This window comes from Paenibacillus sp. P4_E11 (genome assembly GCF_056401635.1).
The window spans coordinates 48,326-65,932 of the sequence record NZ_JBFUIX010000009.1 but is presented as its reverse complement, the minus strand read 5'-3'; the positions used below and the strand labels follow the sequence as shown (position 1 = coordinate 65,932).

Below are 17,607 nucleotides of genomic sequence, written 5' to 3'. Positions count from 1 at the left end.
CTTGTTTGATTGTATAAGGGATTTCGCGGTAAGGAGGTTCAAGCCAAAACTCGCCAGGGTCCTCTTTTTCACTTTCCACTCCTCTTGTTCACAATTAATCGACAGCCTCGAAATCGGTCTTGCAGCCCGAGAAACGCCAGCCGCAGGAGCTGTAAGACGAAAAAATCGTCTTACAGCTCGAGAAATGAATCGACAGCCTCGAAATCGGCCTAGCAGCAACGAAAAGGCGTCGCTACCCCGGCTGTAGGGCCGGAAATCGGCCTAGCAGCAACGAAAAGGCGTCGCCCCCCGCTGTAAGGCCGGAAATCGACTTTGCAGCAACGAAAAGGCGTCGCCCCCCGCTGTAAGGCCGGAAATCGGCTTTGCAGCAACGAAACGCCGCCGCCCCCCCCTGTAGGGCCGGAAATCGACCGTGCAGCATCAATCCCGCGCCACCGCCGCAGCAATGGCCTTGCCCGAGAGCATATGCGCGACGATGTCCGCGTACTGCTCCAGCGCCTGCTCGCCTGCGTCGGTCAGGCGATACACGCCACGCTCGACGCGGGCGAACCAGCCGTAGACGTTGTCCCGCAGCAGCGGCTGCACCTTCGCGTTCTCGGTTCGCTCTCGCAGCTGCCGAGGGCTCGAAGGTCCGCTCTGCTGCAGACAATACGCACAGTAGAGCGCCTTCTCGCGGTAGGCCGTGACGAGCTTGCGCTTCGTGCTGCCGCCCACGTTGTAGTCGCCGGAGCGCTCCTTGAACTCGTACAGCAAGCGAGTAGCCTTCACCTTACTGCGTCGCGGTGTGTAAGGCTCAGGATGACAGAGCAGCTCGACCTTCGGTTTGCGCCTCGAGTAGAATCGCACCGTGATGAGGCCTAGTCCGAGCATGCGGCACAGTCGGGATAGCTCGGACCACTTCAACTGGTGCGGCGCCCTTCCCGTGGCGGGCAGCTCCACAGCCAAATACACATTGTCGGCTTGCTGCAGCCGATCGATTCCCTGAATGACGAGAGGTAGATTAAACGTTTTCTTCAGCTCAATAATGATAGGCGGCTCATCCCCGCGGATTGCCACCATATCGCAATGCTTGACCTCGCCCTTCACCTCATAGCCTAGCGTTTCCCAATATGTTTTGACAGGAAGATAAAGCTCGGTTTCGCTTTGGATCGCCATCCTGTTCGTCCTTCCTTTACTTGTTCGATGTGTCATATTTCCTGACAATAACTCACGATCATTATACCATAATTGCAAAGTTGAGCTTTCTTCAAGCAAATTTTTGGGCAACTTCGCAGGGCTTGATGCATATGGATGTAATACACTGCTAATCTAAACCCCAGCGTCAAGAAATCCGCAGTCAACTGCGGTATCACTAAGAATACGGAGTTGTATCAGAATTGACACAGAGTTGGCTCGCACTCGGTACACAATCGGCTTGCATTGGTTTTCATGATGGTCTTCAGCATCGGCTTACAACTAGACATACAAAAGGGAATAGCTCAGAACAGGAAAGCGCGTTTAGCCGTGTACAGATGAGAGGAGGGCACCATGGACATTTTTAAACGGATATCGGAGCACCGTCGGGAGCAGGAACAAGCCGCCTGGAGCGGTACGTTTGCCGAGTATGTCGATCTTGTCAAAGCCAATCCCGGTGTAGCCAAAACCGCGCATTCGCGCGTGTACGATATGATTGCTTGGCACGGGATAACTGAGGAGAATGGGCGGAAACGATACAAGTTTTTTGAAGATGAAATATTCGGGCTCGATCGGACCGTTGAGAAGCTCGTCGAGGAGTATTTCCATTCCGCAGCCAGACGCCTCGATGTGAAAAAGCGGATCCTGCTCCTGATGGGGCCGGTCAGCGGCGGGAAATCCACGATTGTGACGATGCTGAAACGTGGGATGGAACGTTATTCCCGGACGCCGGATGGGGCGCTCTATGGGATCAAAGGCTGCCCGATGCATGAGGAACCGCTGCATCTGGTGCCAGCCCAGCTCCGTGCCGACATCGAACGCGAGTTAGGCGTCAAGATTGAAGGCAGCCTCTGTCCGTCTTGCGCGATGCGGCTCAAAACCGAATTTGGCAGCCGGATCGAAGAGGTCATGATCGAACGAATCTTCCTCTCGGAAGAAGAACGAGTTGGCATCGGGACGTTTAGTCCATCCGATCCGAAATCGCAGGACATCGCCGATCTCACGGGCAGCATCGACTTCTCCACCATTACGGAATTCGGTACGGAGTCCGATCCACGGGCTTATCGTTTCGATGGGGAACTGAACAAGGCCAATCGCGGGCTGATGGAGTTCCAGGAGATGCTGAAGTGTGACGAGAAGTTTCTGTGGAACTTGCTATCGCTCACCCAGGAGGGCAATTTCAAAGCAGGTCGGTTCGCGCTCATTTCTGCCGATGAGCTCATTGTGGCCCATACGAATGAATCCGAATACAAGTCGTTCATCTCCAATAAGAAAAACGAAGCGCTCCAGTCGCGAATGATCGTGATGCCTGTTCCTTACAACCTGAAGGTGTCGGAGGAGGAGAAGATCTACCGCAAGCTCATCCAACAGAGTGACATGAAGCACATCCACATCGCCCCTCACTCGCTAAAGGCTGCTGCGATCTTCTCTGTCATGACGAGGCTGAAGGAGTCCAAGAAGCAAGGGATGGATCTGGTCAAGAAAATGCGCCTGTACGATGGAGAAACGGTGGAAGGCTTCAAGGACGCCGACCTCAAGGAGATGCAGAACGAGTATATTGAAGAGGGCATGACCGGCATCGATCCACGATATGTAATCAATCGGATATCGAGCGCATTGATCCGGCAAAATCTTGAATTCATCAATGCCCTGGACGTGTTGCGTGCGCTCAAGGACGGGTTAGATCAACATCCTTCTATCACGAAGGAAGAGCGTGAGCGGTATTTGAACTTCATCTCCGTAGCCCGCAAGGAATACGATGAGCTGGCGAAGAAAGAAGTGCAGAAAGCGTTCGTCTATTCGTACGAGGAGTCGGCCAAGACGCTGTTCAACAATTACCTGGACAATATCGAGGCGTATTGCAACTGGCAGAAGATCAAGGATGCGTTGACCGGTGAAGAGATGGACCCGGATGAGCGACTCATGCGTTCGATTGAGGAGCAGATCGGGGTGTCAGAGAATGCGAAGAAAGCGTTCCGTGAAGAGATTCTCATCCGCATGTCGACATATTCCCGCAAGGGCAAGAAGTTCGAGCACGGCAGTCATGAACGGCTTCGTGAAGCAATCGAGAAGAAGCTATTCACGGACTTGAAGGATATTGTCAAGATTACGACGTCGACGAAAACGCCAGATGAGAACCAACTGAAGAAAATCAACGAAGTAATCAAACGACTCGTTGATGAGCATGGCTATACGACCGGTTCAGCCAATGAGCTGCTGCGCTATGTAGGAAGCCTCCTGAATCGCTAAAGAACCCCACCAAAATAAAAGTCCGGAGCTAGCTGAATGTCAGCAGGTTCCGGACTTTTTTGTATGCTATGAGGTCGTAATGCAGTTAAGGACGCTTCCTTGGCTTGGGCGTCTTAGCGAGCTTGGGTAGATGCTTGAAGCTGCGAACCATCTTCCCCTTACACAACGGACAATCTGGTGAAGGTGATGAAGCGAGCTCCTCGCGAATCCATGCTTTGCATTCCTTATTGTTGCACCTGAATATCGGCATTGGAGTTAATTCTGGTTTTGCTGTCTCTGTTAACAAATCAATATACCCTCCCGAATCAATAAACATTCCTATGGCACTGTAACAGATATCAAGTTTCATTACAAATAATTAATAATTCCAGCAAGTCCGACGAAATGAAATCGAGTGAGGTGCAGGAATTATTATGTCATCCTATTATAGGAATTACCTATTAATATTAAAGCTTCTATATATTAGACGTATAACTGGACTGGGATCATAATGAAACCAACAAGTAAAGAATTAGATCATTTAATCAAGGGAGCTGCTATTATGGAAAAGAAAGCAAGTGTGGATCAAGGAACAACGAGCATCAACATAAGTCAGGTATGGAACTCGAGGCTTTATGACAATCAGCTGGGCTTCGTCTCGGAGTACGGCAAGGGAGTCGTGAACTGGCTTGATCCCCAGTCCGGCATGAGGGTACTTGATCTGGGCTGCGGTACCGGTGATCTGACTGCTCTGATCGCCTCATCAGGCGCGGAAGTAGAAGGCATGGATGCATCGGCGGAGATGATTGCTGAGGCTAGGGCCAAGTACCCTGGCTTGCCATTCGAGGTCGCCGATGCACAAGACTTCCGCACATCACCGTCCTATGACGCCGTCTTCTCGAATGCGGCGCTGCACTGGATGAAGCGCCCGGCGGATGTGATCCGCGGCGTCTGGGATGCGCTGCGGCCCGGCGGCCGCTTCGTCGGCGAGTTCGGCGCGAAGGGCAACGTAGCGCACATTGCCACGGCGCTGGAACGGGCCGTCACGAGGCGCGGTATAGATGCCATAGCCTGCAATCCTTGGTATTTCCCGACCGCAGGGCAATATGCCACACTGCTGGAAGATCAGGGCTTCACGGTCGATCGTCTCGTGACTTTCCAACGTCCGACGGCATTGAATGACCGCGAACATGGGCTTCTCCATTGGATCGGGATGTTCGGTGGAGCCTTCACATCAGGGTTGACGAACGAACAGCTGGAGACGGTTTATCAGGAGATCGAACAGGAAGTTAGGCCAGCATTGTATGGAGAACAGGGCTGGATGGCGGACTATGTGAGACTGCGATTCGAGGCCAGGAAGCCGAAGTGACAACATGAATAACAAATAGTCCGATATGCCTATTAAACAAGGGCGGGAATCTATGATACTATAGTCTCTGGTTGGTAGTACATTAGCATGATTTGGCAAACCCGATCGAAAGACGGGGACGCAAAGCTACGGGTCTTCAGCGCAAGCTATGACAGCCGGGTTGCCCTCTAGCGGATCTTATGAACGCTGTCATATGGGCAGCGTTCTTTTAATTGTTTAGCAATGCGACAACATCAGTGTCAGGGGGTGCTAATTAATGGAAGAAGTGAAGCAGTTGAAGACCGATTTGCATCGATTAACTGTCGAATTGATTGGAAATTGCGCTTACAGCTCGATGATTTCTTCGAATATTGAATTCAAGACCCCGATTTACTGTACGAAGTTCACTGGCAAGATGAATCCGACTTGCGTCGATGTTTCAACTTGTCTCGCTTGTCAGGAATACAAAAATGGCTTGGCCCGATAACGAGCGAGAGTTGTGGAATACGCACCTTACATAATAGAAGCCCGGACTCCATTGTCCGGGCTTCTTATTCGTCTTCTTAGATTGTTAGCACAAGTACATCATTACTTGTTGACAGGCACGGCATCCTGGAAGTATACCTCTAGCGTTATACCACGTTCGGAAATTTCTTTGGCGATGTCAATCCCAACATAGCGGATGTGCCAGGGCTCGTAGTTGTAACCGGTAATACTCTCTTCCGCCGCAAGCAGTAACCAGAAGTGACAGGCCGAGTAAGGCTCGACAGCCGATGATTTACGAGTAAACAAGTGCGGGGCCTCCCATTACTCGGATGATGCAAGCATTATATCATGATTCGTAGGAGGCTTGATAACCGTACGATCCGCATCTTGTGCCGCGAATTCGGGATATGTAATATTTGATTCCAATTGTGTTAAGGTAGCATTATGTTAGCAATTGGTCGTATGATGAGAGAATGATTCACAATTAGGAGGTAATACATATGAGCATCGTCCGAATGCCGACTTGTTATTACCGACAGCATGATGCAGATTTCAGTCTCCAGATTCCTGCAGGAGGGTTTGGCGGCTGGGCCAAGACAGATTATGAATTCGATCTGAACCGTTCGGCAATCGTTGTGATGCACGCTGGTGCGTTCGGGACACCCGAAGAGTCTTCAGGCAGATACCGCTCTGTTGAATACTTGACATGATCGAATGAAATTGCCGCGATGGTGTTCCCCACTCTGCTGCAAGCGGTGCGGAAGGCAGGGATGAAGGTGTTCCATGTTCTCTTCCCAGGAGACTATTACCAGCAGCTTCCCGGCTACAGCCGCGCCATCTCAAACAACTGTTGAAAAGAGGGGCACCGAGCCGGATTCTTACCTCAGACGGATTCAGAAATTCAAGAGTGAACATGTGTTCCCTGGAATTCATCGGCAATATGACATCGATCATCACGTATATCGGCTTTGCCATTGATGGGTGTCTGTTGTCCTCTCCTGGTGGAATGCTGGACATGTCCAGACGAGGACTTGCCTGCTCCGCGATTAGAGAAGCCGTTACGGCCATTGAGACGAAAGAGTCGGCACCCTATGAAGGGGCGAAGGCCATTGCACTTTGGCGGATATCGATCCTATTCGGCTTCATCTATGAACTGGACGACTTCATAACCGCGATCCGAAGCGACTAACGAGATTTCTACATGAATGTGATTGAAGATTGGCTAGCTAGCCAGGAAGGGGACGACATGCAAAGGAAGACAAGTACAACCATCAGGTGGATACCAGCCGTCCTTATTATGGCTGTTATCTTTTATTTCTCCTCCCAGCCTTACCATCAGCAAGACCTCAGACCGAAGCTTCATAAGTTGCTTCCTGAGCAAATGATCTCCGAACAGTTCTCCAATATTGAGTTTAACTATGCCGGTGAGACCGTCAGCATAAATCGCCTTGGGGTACCCGGGTTTGTGGAGTTTTTTATTCGCAAGGGGGCGCACCTATTCATATACTTCTGTCTGGGAGGGACTGTGGCATTTGCACTAGGGCATATGAAACGGCGGGGACTGCTGTTTCTGTACAGCCTGCTGATTTGCTTCTTGTATGCGGGATCAGACGAGTTTCATCAGAGCCTTACCGGGGACCGTACGCCCTTATTGATAGATGTGGCGGTTGATACGCTCGGGGCCGCAATTGGAATCGGGTGTATGTTGCTCCTGTTGTTGTTACATGGGAAGATAGTCAAGAAGTAGAGACTGGTCGATTCATTGTTGATTGAAGCAAAAACAGCCGTTCCAAGTGAAGGACCCCCGTTGTTCAACCCAATAGGTAATTTAGGTTACGGCTTGATCCAGGTCTTCTACCCTGTTATATAGCGAACGTTCGGCATAAGAATCTCTAAGCTTAAGTTGCTTAATGAGTTCCACAAATGCCTCAGATGAAAGAGTGATCTACGGATAGCGTTGGGTTGATGTCGGGTTTATGGTTATTTTCGGATCACTCTTCCTCCTCCCCGAGATTATACAGCGGTTTAGGGATATCAAGTGACAATAAATAATATCTGTCCGAGAAACAGGCGGGGTTAGTCCCTGGCTGTTCTTTTTTCTTTGACAAGAATACTTATATATGTAAAAGGCATGCGTCTCAGTCATGTGGAATTTTATTGCCCTGCTTCATAATTTAGGGCCTCCTTTATTATTTCCACTAACCCCCAATACCTCTCAAAAGCCTATAGTGGTACGATTACACTGGTGATGATTATGTTTATTTCCCCTATGCTACTCGAAACAGCCAAAAACCCATTTACACATCCAGACTTTATATTCGAACCGAAAATCGATGGACATCGGCTGCTGCTCACCCGCCAGGACGGGAACTCGCGGTTGTATACTCGCCATAATAATGATTGTACTCTTCAATACCCAGAACTTTACGATCTAGCAGAGGACGACATCTTACTTGACGGAGAGGTCGCTTGCGTCGATCAGTCTACCGGCGTGATTGACTTTGAATCCGTGATGGAGCGATTCCAGGCGCGCAAGGCTGACAAGGTGCTCCGGCTATCGGCCACGCTGCCGGCCAACTACATTGTGTTCGACATCCTTCGGTACCGAGGGTGGGACGTGCGCGGTTGGTCGCTCATGGAACGAAAGGAGCTCCTTGCCAGCATCGACTTCGGGAACCCGCGGATCAGTGTCGTACCTTACATAGAGCGGGAAGGCGAGCAGTTGTTTAATGAGATGGTGGCACGGCAAATGGAAGGGATAGTGGGCAAGCGGAAGAAGTCGGTTTACTCGGTCGGACAGCGGAGCCCCAATTGGCAGAAGATCATCAACTGGTCCTATGCGGAAGTGACGATCAGTGGTTGGAAGAAAGCAGAGTTCGGCTGGTTAGCATCGGTTCAGAGGGATGGCCGGAATCGCCCCGCTGGGATAATTGAGCTTGGAGTTGCGCCGGCGCAGAAGCAGGCATTCTTCCAGGTGATCAAGCCATATATCACGGGGGAGGATCGCGATCACGTCTACGTGGAGCCGAGGATTCGGGCTAAGGTGAAAGTGAGAAATTGGACCAAAAAAGGACTCTTGAGGAGTCCTGTGTTTGTAGAGTTCATTGTTTAGGCATACTCCATTTGTTTCGGCTGTTGGGCTTTTATTTTTTTAAACGGAAGCCCGGTTTTGGCAAGGGACCAGCCGAATTCAACTCATCACTGGCGAATCAATGGATAAATAGAGGAGAACAGTCCCTTGGCAATGACCTCATGTCCTTGATCATTTGGATGTACCGCTGCGAAACCGCGTAAAGCATCTTCTGCATGCCCACCGCGGTATCCGTATATTAAACTGTGCTCGTTACCGGAAAACCACCGATCCACCCGGGCAACCAGACAACAATTTGTTTTCGCGGAGGCAGTAATTAGTTGATTCATAGTGCGAATGGCATCCACAGCAATTACGCTGTTTGGGAATGGATTGTATTGGGTGCAGCAGATGATGTGTTTCACTCCCATAATACGGACCAATCCAAGTATTATATCAAGTCTTCTTTTAAACCGGTTCATCATCTCTAGAATTGGTGTAGCGGGTTCTCGGAGCGAGGACAAGGCAAAATGAATCAGATCATTGCCGCCGATCCATACTGTAACCACTTTAGCACAACTAAGGCGCGAAGGATCTGCATAGATCTCTTCTGCAAGGTCAGCACTAGTCCAACTGGGTTGGGCAATCACGAATCGTTTTGCCTGAATTCCCTTTAATTTTAGCATCGAGGTAACTCTAGATGGATATGCTTTACAGCTAGAACTTGCTTGCTGACCAAAAGTGATCGAATCGCCTAAAGCTATATAACTAATCATACTCTCCCGCCTTATTACTCTTTTGTCTTTAATTTATGTATGGAAAGGATGATTTTCTTGTGTGATAGCCCCTTTACAAGGTGTGGTTATCGGTAGGTTACCAAGGGAATTTGTTGCACTGACAGGACACAATAGTTGTCATACTGGTAGGTAGTCTTCTTTCGTTAACCAATAGCACAACATTAAGATTAAAAGTGACATCACGGGTACCATTTTCGAACTGGGCGAATATCCTGCTTCTAATATTATATTAATGGAGGATTTCGAAGTGATACCAATGTATCCATATTACGGTTATGAGACACGCTGCCGGCAAGTGCCAATCACATTTCCATCGCAGCATCAGGACGTGCAGCCTGGTTTGGAGTATCTAATGAACCCGACTCCAATATCCGACAATCCCGAATACAAGGGAAGTGGCAAATTGGCAGGGAAAATCGCCATCATTACCGGAGGCGACAGCGGCATCGGACGCGCCGTCGCAATCGGCTTTGCCAAAGAAGGAGCGGATATGGCGATAGTCTATTTGTATGAGCGCAAGGACGCCGAGGCGACCAAACAGATGGTGAAGCGCTACGGGCGCCGTTGTCTACTGATCGAAGGCGATTTGCGCAAGCCCTCTTTTTCCACGGAAGTGGTCAGAAGGACGTTGGAATGCTATGGAAAGCTTGACGTGCTTATATTGAACCAAGGCGTCCAGTTCCCTCAGCAGAGCATATTGGACATTTCCGACGAACAGCTCGAGAATACGTACCGGACCAACATTTTTCCGCATTTCTACATGACGAGGGCAGCACTCCCTTACCTGAAGCCGGGCAGTTCTATTGTATCAACAGCATCAGTAACCGCTTATGCAGGCGCTCCTTTGCTTGTTGATTATTCCTCGACAAAAGGCGCGGTGGTATCGTTTACCCGTTCGCTGTCGCTCCAATTGGTCGACAAGAGAATCAGGGTCAACGCTGTAGCTCCAGGTCCGATTTGGACCCCTCTCATCGTATCCAGCTATTCGGCCGAATATGTTAAAACATTCGGTTTGGAAACGCCTATGAAACGCGCCGGACAGCCGTTCGAACTTGCGCCGACCTACATTTATTTGGCGTCCGACGATTCCTCCTACGTGACGGGACAGGTGCTACACGTCAACGGCGGCGTCATGACAGAAACATGAACTGAAAATTGATTTGCAATTTATAACAAAATCCGAAGTAAACCCCGATCCTAAATAACACGCGAAACTTTGGGAATGAAATAACAGCCCCTGTGATTGCAAGGGCTGTTATTTCATGATTTATGAATGCGCTGTTTACTTAGCTATGGGCACAGCTTCTATTACTGCGATTTCCGTACTTGGAGTAATGCAAGACTTTGAACGAATGGATGAATGGGATCCAACTGTACCGCCGAAGTTCAGCTGTGAAAGCTGTGGTGGTGAGATGTACCCGGAATACTACAAGGAGCCACTTGCCGGGTTTTTCTTAGTGGTATCATTTTGTGTCGTATAAAAATATGGCCGGTTCAAGGAACCGACCACAGTGAAAGAGGTACTTATCATGGGATAGTCCAAAGCGAGAAGTCAATGTATTGGAATTAGCGTCCTAAGAGCCGCATTAGATGAATACACCGCGCAATATTATGACTAACAAAATAAAGAGCACAAGGATGATCCCGATGCTAGAAAATCCTCCGCAAGAAAATCCAACCCCACCTATTCCTCCAACGCCACCGTCAAATCCCATTTGTCTTCCCCTCCTTTTAATAAAGATAAGGTAAGATATGAGGGGGGGACCGATTGTGTATGGGCGAACGGTACCCTTCAAATGCACAATTGTGACAAATACACTGGAATGACAATGTCACCCGATCGTTTTTTTACAAATGCAAGAACCGCTGGACAGCTCCAGCGGTTCTTGAAATCGTCTGCTATCTCGACTTCCACTTAATAATTTTTGCCATCATTCAATGATACGGAATTAGATGAATACACCGCGTAATATAATGACTAACAAAATAAAGAGTACAAGAATGATCCCGATGCTAGAAAATCCTCCGCAAGAAAATCCCATATTAAATCTCCTCCTCTTATCAAGATAATCCAATGTATGAGGGAAGAAAGCGATGCGGTAAGGGCAAATGGTACCCGGTAAATGCGCAAATATGGCAAATATATCGGAATGATAAATGTCACTCAACCGCAGCTCAAGGCTCAAGTCAACTGACCGAGCAGACGCTTTTGTTTTGACCTAAATTTTAGGTAAAATGGGCGCAATGTACAGAAGTTTATTCTAGTCCATGTTTGTCCCTTCCAATTCGCTATAGCATGAATAATATAATCTATAACCTCAAATATACGAAAAAGGTGACCTAAAGGATGTCCACGATTATATGTGCTACGATAATACTAACGAACGTCAGTGGAACGGTAGTTTTCGGGGACGTAAAGCAGATCGCGCCTCAGTCATCCAGCACAACCACCAGCGGCGCAGACGGCGGTGATTCCACGCAATCCAACACGAAAGCCAGCGCTAGCGCCTCCAATACAAAAGAAAAGAAGAAAAAATCAAGCCCCCCTCAACGTAAACGTTCCGCTAATAGGAGATAACGGCAATCACCATGTACGGGTGGACGATCGGTTTCCCGGTGCTTCAAGACGGGATTTTTTTGGTTGCACATAATCATGACACCAATGATAGGTAGTGTAGCCATAAAGAGAACATCATGGACTCAGATTGTAACGACATTGGTTTGCAGTAGGCAAGTTTATTTTGAAGTGCTTCTATTTTGCTCAATATGAATTGGCCAAGCTATTCGGCAAGGACGATCAATGGATTCACTTACATTTGTCGGTGCTATTGCTGGTGGCTTTCCACTGACACGAACAGTTGCCCTATCGATAACGTCAAGGCAAAAAAAATTTATTCAAAGAGCATTCGAATATATTACGGTCGACCCGATACCGTTAGGAAAGCGGAAAGTCAACGCAAGGATCACCGACTTAGTTGCCTCTGTCAGCTCTCTCATGTATAGCTGGTTCCGTCCCACTTATAATAGGCAAGCCTATCCCGATCAATCTCGATCCCGATTCCTGTTCCTTCTGGAATGGTAATTGCTCCATTCATGGGCTGGATCGGGATCAGCTTCGTAAAAGGATTATCCATGACATCCCACTCCACGGGTTCGATGGAGTCGCTTCCCATCTTGCTCCATGGTTCGAGAGTTGCTTGAGCGAAGATGGCATACAATCGTGATAACGCTCCGTCGTAAGCATGAGGCGTTACACGAATGCCGAAGCTTCGGGCCAACCCTAACGTCTCTCTATAGGCATCGATCCCCGTCAAGTGGAGAGGATCGGGTGTAATGAAATCAAGCGAATGTTGGGTCAAGAGGGGCAGATAGTCGGTCGCGGCTTCAATATTCTCGCCACCAGCGAGTGGTGCGCATAATCGGCTTCTCAGCAGTGTATATGCCGCAGCATGCTTCATTGCAAGCGGTTCTTCGACCCACAGAAGATTGGACCACGATTCCAGATTCGCTTGCCATTGCAGCATCGTTGAGACGTCATAGCTTTCATTCGCATCCAGAGCCAACTCGATCTCGTTATGCAACAAAGCTTGAACAGAATCAATATGCTGCTGATCCTCAGCGATTGATTTGCCACCTATCTTTACTTTGATCTTGGTGAATCCATCAGAGATCGCATGGTGGATCGCTCTCAACGATTGTTCGCTCCAGTCAGCCCCCTCTGAATACGATTGAAACGAGGCATACGCCGGAACCGTCTTCCGATACTTGCCTCCCCACAAGTCGCATACCGAAATATGGCTTGCCTGGGCCATCATTTCCGTTAAAGCCATGCTCACAGCAGAAGCAGCACGAGGATGCCATTTCTTAATCGTTCGAACCAAGTTGTTCCGGTCGGAGGCTGACTTGCCGATCAAGTAGGGCCCAATTCGATCTTGGAAACCTTTGTGCAGGGTCGGAAGCCAGTCGACGCATTCCCCCCAACCTTCGACACCGTCGTCACTCGTAATTCGAATTAAATAACAAGAGCGGTATGATTTGATGCCATTAGCGTCCCCGTAGGGCTGAGGAATGCGATACAGCAAGGGAAACGTATCGATTTTGTGAATATACAAAGCAAGTCGCCTCCATGTACAAGTTCCCAATCCTATTCGTCTCGGATCGTCTTATCATGCTAATGCTTCACGAGGATGATCGTACCGTTTTTCAAATCATGCGCAGCGGAATCCAAAATTTTTTCCAGAGAGAAAGCGAGTTGCTGCAGATCTTGTTTGTCCTTGGCGATGAATATGGGTGCTCCTCCTGCTACTTGATTCGGATCGATGACGACAATCGCAGCTATATGGGACATCATTAACCCTCCTTCGCGGAAGATTTCGTAGGCATCCGAACTGCATTTTCCAGAAGAGGTACGTAGTTAAGCACTTCAACAGCCTTTTGCTCGTCTTTCTCCTGTGGCAATATGAATACCGCCAAGTTCCCGTTGCTCATATCCAATTTGGCCATAGGAATCAAGGCGGGTTCCCCCGAATCCCGGTATACCCCCAGTATCGTGGACAAGTTATGTAGAATGGCTTGCCGCTGCCCTAGATTGGCTATGCTCACCTTAGCATTATCCGTCTTTGGCTGAACGATTAACCCAAGCCCTCGTTCTCTTATTATGTTCTGATTCTCCTCGAGGCCCACATTCATAATATAGACCGAGTCAACATAAAGATCAGGCCCGTCTACCACCACTTTTCCAATACGGATATCCGTAACCTCACCTATGTTTTTGCCCGATTGGAACATTTTCGTAACGAAAAGGGACAAGATTCCGGCCGCAATCCCCCAGTACCAGCTAAAGAGAATGCTGCACAACGAAGCCACCAGTGAACTGAAGATGACCAAGTAATTGCGTCCTTCGAACACCATGGCGATCCCTTCGATATAGGAAGTTCCCCGAGGAACAAGGTCCATCTTATCCACTTCCGTCAAACTCGAGCGTTCCATGTTGCGTACTTCGCGAAACTGTTGGGCAGCAAGCGACAGAAAGGTGACCGCCGTATAATTTTTGTCCAGTAAGGCTGGAATAGCCACGGCTCCCAAAGCTGCTGCGATCACGCCGAGTGATAAGTGAATGATCTTTCCGTGCGGGTAAGTTGGATACTGTCGATAATCGGTGCGCATCATCARCACTCTAGCCACAATCCCGAAGCAGATTCCAATGGCGATACCTATCGTTTCATGGGATAGAAACCATATATTCATGACTTACCCCCTTCAGTTTGAATGTGATGTGATTAAGCCATTATCCCCCATTCCGATACCCTTCATGCGAATAGCTAAATGTGAAAAACAGCCATGCTCGTACTGCGAACAAGGCTGTTTCTTCTATGTTTATTCCTTCTAGAAGCCCTTATATTGAGGCTCTTCGTTCTCCAATTGCTGTACGCGGCTTTCAACTTGATCCAGGATTTGTTGAGTTTGTTGGGATGCATTCGTGAAAAGAGTTTTGGCTTCCTGGTTTTGAGTCGCTAGTGCGAATTGTTCCAGACTGGCCTGAGCGCTTTTCAATGAAGCTACGCATGTTTTTACATCGGATGCTACGGTCATCGTGGTCACCTCCTCTAAATAGTGGAACGAAAATAATATATCCCATTTCATTGATAATAATCGGGTAAATGTATCCTGCAGTGGAAATAGCTTATTGCCCTTTGGTTTCATAACAATCATGGGTTCTACAAACAATCTAATTCATGATGAACGTAAAGGAGGTTTTGCTGTGCCTGATTCATTAGAAATTGCAGTACGCACATTGTCAGCTGTCGGCATTCTTTTCTTTATGACCAAACTGTTAGGCAAGAGGCAAATTACTCAGCTTTCCTTATTCGAATACATTACCGGCATAACAATCGGTAATATTACGGCATCCATTTCCTTGGATTTGGATTCCGCCTGGTACTTGGGCCTAATCTCCATTAGTGTTTGGGTACTGATTTCCTTAGGTATTGAATTTATGCAGATGAAAAGTAAACGAGCACGGGATTTCATTGATGGCACAGGCACGGTTCTCATTAAGGATGGCAAAGTATTGGAAGACAATTTGAAGAAAGAACGACTAACGAACGAAGAACTTATGGAGCAATTACGCAAGAAGTTTGTGTTCCGAGTGGCAGATGCCGAATTCGCGATAATGGAGCCGAGCGGGGATCTTAATGTCCTGTTGAAACGGGAAAATCAGCCGATTACCGCCAAGCACTTGGGCATTAAAGTCGGACCTGAACAGGAGCCGCAGGGAGTTATCCTCGACGGCAAAATCATGAACGAGCCTTTGGCCACGATAGGGTTAAGCCGGGAATGGTTGAATACGGAATTAGAGAAGATGGGTGTAGCCATCGAAAATGTGTTTATTGGACAGGTCGATTCGTACGGTCAATTGTATGTGGATTTGTTCGATGATCAGATCAAAGTCCCTTTCCCACAGAAAAAAGAAGCGTTATTCGCGTTGTTAAAAAAATGTGAAGCGGATCTGATGACATTCGGTCTGACCACGAAAAATAAAAAAGCCAAACAGATGTACGAACAGTGCAGTAAGCAGATGGAGGAAATCATCGCAGACTTGATGCCCCTATTACATCGGTAAAGGAGAATGGATATGGCTGACAGCCAAAAGAAAAAACTCACTCCGGTCCAACAGGAATATAAAGAACTCGCAAAACGCCGAGAACCGCCCCGGCCTGTGCTTCAAAACTGTATACGTGCCTTCATCTCGGGTGGAGCCATCTGCATACTCGGTCAGGCCATTCAGGAAATGTTCGTGCATTGGGCTGGATTCGAAGAGAAGCAGGCAAGTAATCCCACTGTAGCGGTATTGATTCTAATCTCGGTCATTCTGACTAGCTTGGGTGTGTACGATAAGATGGCACAATGGGCTGGCGCCGGATCGGCTGTACCGGTTACCGGATTTGCTAACTCAATGGCTTCCGCAGCCATCGAGCACCGCAGTGAAGGTCTTGTATTAGGTGTCGGAGGGAAGATGTTCAAGCTGGCCGGGCCGGTTATTGTATTCGGAACGGTGGCTGCCTTTATCGTAGGTATCTGCTATCTCATTTTTAATCCAGACGCTGTAGGAGGGCATTAATTATGCTAATCGGACACCAAAGCTGGCAGTTTGAGAATCGGCCGGTCATTCAAGCTGCAGCAACGGTCGTCGGACCTTTCGAGGGGCAAGGCCCGTTGGCCAACGATTTTGACATTATTCATGGGGACTTAACCTTAGGGCAGGACAGTTGGGAAAAATCGGAGCGTACGTTGTTGGAAGAAGCCGTCAAGCTCGCAGTTGAAAATGCCGGGTTGACCAAAGAACAGATCAACTTCTACATCGGCGGTGATCTGATGAATCAGATCATTAGTACGAGCTTCGCTGCTCGAACGTTAACGATGCCGTATATCGGGGTGTTCGGAGCTTGCTCCACTTCGATGGAGAGTTTGGCGCTCGCATCCTTGATTGTGAATACCAGGTCCGCTCACTATGCGGTGGCCGGCACGTGCAGCCATAACTCCTCCGTCGAGAAGCAATTCCGCTACCCCACCGAGTACGGCTCGCAGAAGCCGCCAACCGCGCAATTCACGGTGACTGGAGCGGGAGCTTCGGTTGTTGCCCAGAAGGGCAAGGGTCCTGTAGTAACATCGGCAACGATCGGGCGAATTGTCGATATGGGGATCAAAGACCCGTTCAATATGGGGGCCGCGATGGCGCCTGCAGCAGTCGATACGATTCAGGCTCATTTGCGTGACTTTCGCATTGAACCAGGCCATTACGATCTTATTGCTACGGGAGACTTGGGCAAGATTGGGCACCAAATCTCCTGTGATTTGTTCGCCAAGCATAAAGTTCACATTCAACAAACGGATTATGTCGACTGCGGGATGATGATCTATAACTATGACAAGCAGATGGTGCAATCCGGCGCTAGCGGTTGTGGCTGTTCCGCCGTCGTCACATACGGGCACTTGTTGAAGCGGCTGCGTCAAGGAGAATTGAAACGCATTCTCGTCGTAGCTACCGGGGCGTTATTATCGCCCATTTCATTCCAGCAAGGGGAGAGTATTCCTTGCATCGCGCATGCAGTTAGTATTGAGAACGGAAGTGAGTCATCATGATCTTTTTATGGGCTTTTCTTGTCGGTGGGGCAATATGCGTAATAGGTCAAATCTGCTTCGACTTGTTCAAGCTGACTCCTGCACATACGATGACATTGCTAGTGGTGACGGGTGCAATATTGGACGGAATCGGGGTGTATGATCCGTTCATCAAATTCGCCGGTGCCGGTGCAACGGTACCGATCACAAGCTTCGGGAATGCTCTTGTGCATGGTGCACTAGAGGAATTGCAGAAGGACGGATGGATCGGTATCATAACGGGAATATTCAAAGTTACAAGTGCGGGTATTTCGGCGGCCATTATATTCTCGTTCCTCGCTGCAACCTTCGTGAAACCGAAGGGGTGAATCCGGACTCGCCGC

At 48.7% G+C, this 17,607-nt stretch carries 22 protein-coding genes and 1 riboswitch; of the genes, 12 read left to right on the top strand and 10 right to left on the bottom strand.

The features are described from left to right. Window positions 1-420: 420 nt before the first annotated feature. Window positions 421-1,155: a DUF2161 domain-containing phosphodiesterase gene (locus AC1DWB_RS06080; protein ID WP_477540144.1), complete on the bottom strand. Its 735-nt coding sequence runs from the start codon at window positions 1,153-1,155 to the stop codon at window positions 421-423. Between the two features lie 372 nt (window positions 1,156-1,527). On the opposite strand from AC1DWB_RS06080, the gene AC1DWB_RS06075 reads away from it, so the two are divergent. Next, window positions 1,528-3,423: a PrkA family serine protein kinase gene (locus AC1DWB_RS06075; protein WP_477540143.1), complete on the top strand. Its 1,896-nt coding sequence runs from the start codon at window positions 1,528-1,530 to the stop codon at window positions 3,421-3,423. A gap of 85 nt (window positions 3,424-3,508) precedes the next feature. Here AC1DWB_RS06075 and AC1DWB_RS06070 read toward each other — a convergent pair whose 3' ends face one another. Beyond that, window positions 3,509-3,673: a cold-inducible protein YdjO-related protein gene (locus AC1DWB_RS06070; RefSeq protein WP_477540191.1), complete on the bottom strand. Its 165-nt coding sequence runs from the start codon at window positions 3,671-3,673 to the stop codon at window positions 3,509-3,511. A 291-nt stretch (window positions 3,674-3,964) separates the two neighbouring features. On the opposite strand from AC1DWB_RS06070, the gene AC1DWB_RS06065 reads away from it, so the two are divergent. Next, on the top strand, window positions 3,965-4,771 hold the full coding sequence (locus AC1DWB_RS06065; RefSeq protein WP_477540142.1) for a class I SAM-dependent methyltransferase: 807 nt from the start codon (window positions 3,965-3,967) through the stop codon (window positions 4,769-4,771). Window positions 4,772-4,855: 84 nt separating this feature from the next. Further along, window positions 4,856-4,939, top strand: a riboswitch (cyclic di-GMP riboswitch). Between the two features lie 88 nt (window positions 4,940-5,027). Then, window positions 5,028-5,237, top strand: coding sequence for a hypothetical protein (locus AC1DWB_RS06060; protein ID WP_477540141.1), 210 nt, complete (start codon window positions 5,028-5,030; stop codon window positions 5,235-5,237). A 101-nt stretch (window positions 5,238-5,338) separates the two neighbouring features. Here the strand turns inward: AC1DWB_RS06060 and AC1DWB_RS06055 are convergent, their stop codons facing one another. After that, complete coding sequence (locus tag AC1DWB_RS06055; protein ID WP_477540140.1) at window positions 5,339-5,542, bottom strand: hypothetical protein; 204 nt, start codon at window positions 5,540-5,542, stop codon at window positions 5,339-5,341. A gap of 194 nt (window positions 5,543-5,736) precedes the next feature. Here AC1DWB_RS06055 and AC1DWB_RS06050 point away from each other — a divergent pair, with 194 nt between their 5' ends. The 4 genes from AC1DWB_RS06050 to AC1DWB_RS06035 all read left to right on the top strand — a co-directional run bounded on the left by AC1DWB_RS06050 (window position 5,737) and on the right by AC1DWB_RS06035 (window position 8,348). After that, a complete protein-coding gene (locus AC1DWB_RS06050) occupies window positions 5,737-5,946 on the top strand; it encodes a hypothetical protein (RefSeq protein WP_477540139.1) in 210 nt (69 codons plus the stop codon). A 230-nt stretch (window positions 5,947-6,176) separates the two neighbouring features. Then, window positions 6,177-6,425, top strand: a complete 249-nt coding sequence (locus tag AC1DWB_RS06045) for a hypothetical protein (protein ID WP_477540138.1) — start codon at window positions 6,177-6,179, stop codon at window positions 6,423-6,425. Between the two features lie 12 nt (window positions 6,426-6,437). After that, entirely contained in the window at window positions 6,438-6,983 is a 546-nt protein-coding gene (locus AC1DWB_RS06040; protein WP_477540137.1) for a VanZ family protein, read from the top strand. A 507-nt stretch (window positions 6,984-7,490) separates the two neighbouring features. After that, window positions 7,491-8,348 (top strand): ATP-dependent DNA ligase, encoded by an 858-nt coding sequence (locus AC1DWB_RS06035; RefSeq protein WP_477540136.1) that lies wholly within the window; start codon window positions 7,491-7,493, stop codon window positions 8,346-8,348. Window positions 8,349-8,434: 86 nt separating this feature from the next. Here the strand turns inward: AC1DWB_RS06035 and AC1DWB_RS06030 are convergent, their stop codons facing one another. After that, a complete protein-coding gene (locus AC1DWB_RS06030) occupies window positions 8,435-9,082 on the bottom strand; it encodes an SGNH/GDSL hydrolase family protein (protein ID WP_477540135.1) in 648 nt (215 codons plus the stop codon). 268 nt (window positions 9,083-9,350) lie between these two features. Between AC1DWB_RS06030 and AC1DWB_RS06025 the strand changes: the two genes are divergently transcribed. After that, complete coding sequence (locus tag AC1DWB_RS06025; protein ID WP_477540134.1) at window positions 9,351-10,250, top strand: SDR family oxidoreductase; 900 nt, start codon at window positions 9,351-9,353, stop codon at window positions 10,248-10,250. Between the two features lie 439 nt (window positions 10,251-10,689). Here AC1DWB_RS06025 and AC1DWB_RS06020 read toward each other — a convergent pair whose 3' ends face one another. The 6 genes from AC1DWB_RS06020 to AC1DWB_RS05995 form a co-directional block, all read right to left on the bottom strand. Further along, complete coding sequence (locus AC1DWB_RS06020) at window positions 10,690-10,818, bottom strand: sporulation protein YjcZ (protein WP_477539552.1); 129 nt, start codon at window positions 10,816-10,818, stop codon at window positions 10,690-10,692. 234 nt (window positions 10,819-11,052) lie between these two features. Continuing rightward, a complete protein-coding gene (locus AC1DWB_RS06015; protein ID WP_477540133.1) occupies window positions 11,053-11,145 on the bottom strand; it encodes a sporulation protein YjcZ in 93 nt (30 codons plus the stop codon). Window positions 11,146-12,096: 951 nt separating this feature from the next. After that, on the bottom strand, window positions 12,097-13,215 hold the full coding sequence (locus AC1DWB_RS06010) for a mandelate racemase/muconate lactonizing enzyme family protein (protein ID WP_477540132.1): 1,119 nt from the start codon (window positions 13,213-13,215) through the stop codon (window positions 12,097-12,099). Between the two features lie 59 nt (window positions 13,216-13,274). Beyond that, window positions 13,275-13,451: a capping complex subunit for YIEGIA gene (locus AC1DWB_RS06005; RefSeq protein WP_477540190.1), complete on the bottom strand. Its 177-nt coding sequence runs from the start codon at window positions 13,449-13,451 to the stop codon at window positions 13,275-13,277. A 2-nt stretch (window positions 13,452-13,453) separates the two neighbouring features. Continuing rightward, window positions 13,454-14,350 (bottom strand): YIEGIA family protein, encoded by an 897-nt coding sequence (locus AC1DWB_RS06000; RefSeq protein ID WP_477540131.1) that lies wholly within the window; start codon window positions 14,348-14,350, stop codon window positions 13,454-13,456. Window positions 14,351-14,488: 138 nt separating this feature from the next. Beyond that, window positions 14,489-14,695 carry a DUF1657 domain-containing protein gene (locus AC1DWB_RS05995; protein WP_477540130.1) on the bottom strand — a complete coding sequence of 69 codons (207 nt, stop codon included), beginning with the start codon at window positions 14,693-14,695 and terminating at the stop codon, window positions 14,489-14,491. A 169-nt stretch (window positions 14,696-14,864) separates the two neighbouring features. On the opposite strand from AC1DWB_RS05995, the gene AC1DWB_RS05990 reads away from it, so the two are divergent. Genes AC1DWB_RS05990 through spoVAE form a run of 4 tightly spaced genes read left to right on the top strand, consistent with a single transcriptional unit; the run spans window position 14,865 to window position 17,592 of the window. After that, on the top strand, window positions 14,865-15,725 hold the full coding sequence (locus tag AC1DWB_RS05990; protein ID WP_477540129.1) for a DUF421 domain-containing protein: 861 nt from the start codon (window positions 14,865-14,867) through the stop codon (window positions 15,723-15,725). Between the two features lie 12 nt (window positions 15,726-15,737). Beyond that, window positions 15,738-16,223, top strand: coding sequence for a stage V sporulation protein AC (spoVAC, locus tag AC1DWB_RS05985; RefSeq protein ID WP_477540128.1), 486 nt, complete (start codon window positions 15,738-15,740; stop codon window positions 16,221-16,223). Between the two features lie 2 nt (window positions 16,224-16,225). Beyond that, complete coding sequence (gene spoVAD, locus AC1DWB_RS05980; protein ID WP_477540127.1) at window positions 16,226-17,245, top strand: stage V sporulation protein AD; 1,020 nt, start codon at window positions 16,226-16,228, stop codon at window positions 17,243-17,245. Then, window positions 17,242-17,592 (top strand): stage V sporulation protein AE, encoded by a 351-nt coding sequence (gene spoVAE / locus AC1DWB_RS05975; protein WP_477540126.1) that lies wholly within the window; start codon window positions 17,242-17,244, stop codon window positions 17,590-17,592. The genes spoVAD and spoVAE overlap by 4 nt, the downstream gene beginning before the upstream one ends. Window positions 17,593-17,607 lie beyond the last annotated feature (15 nt).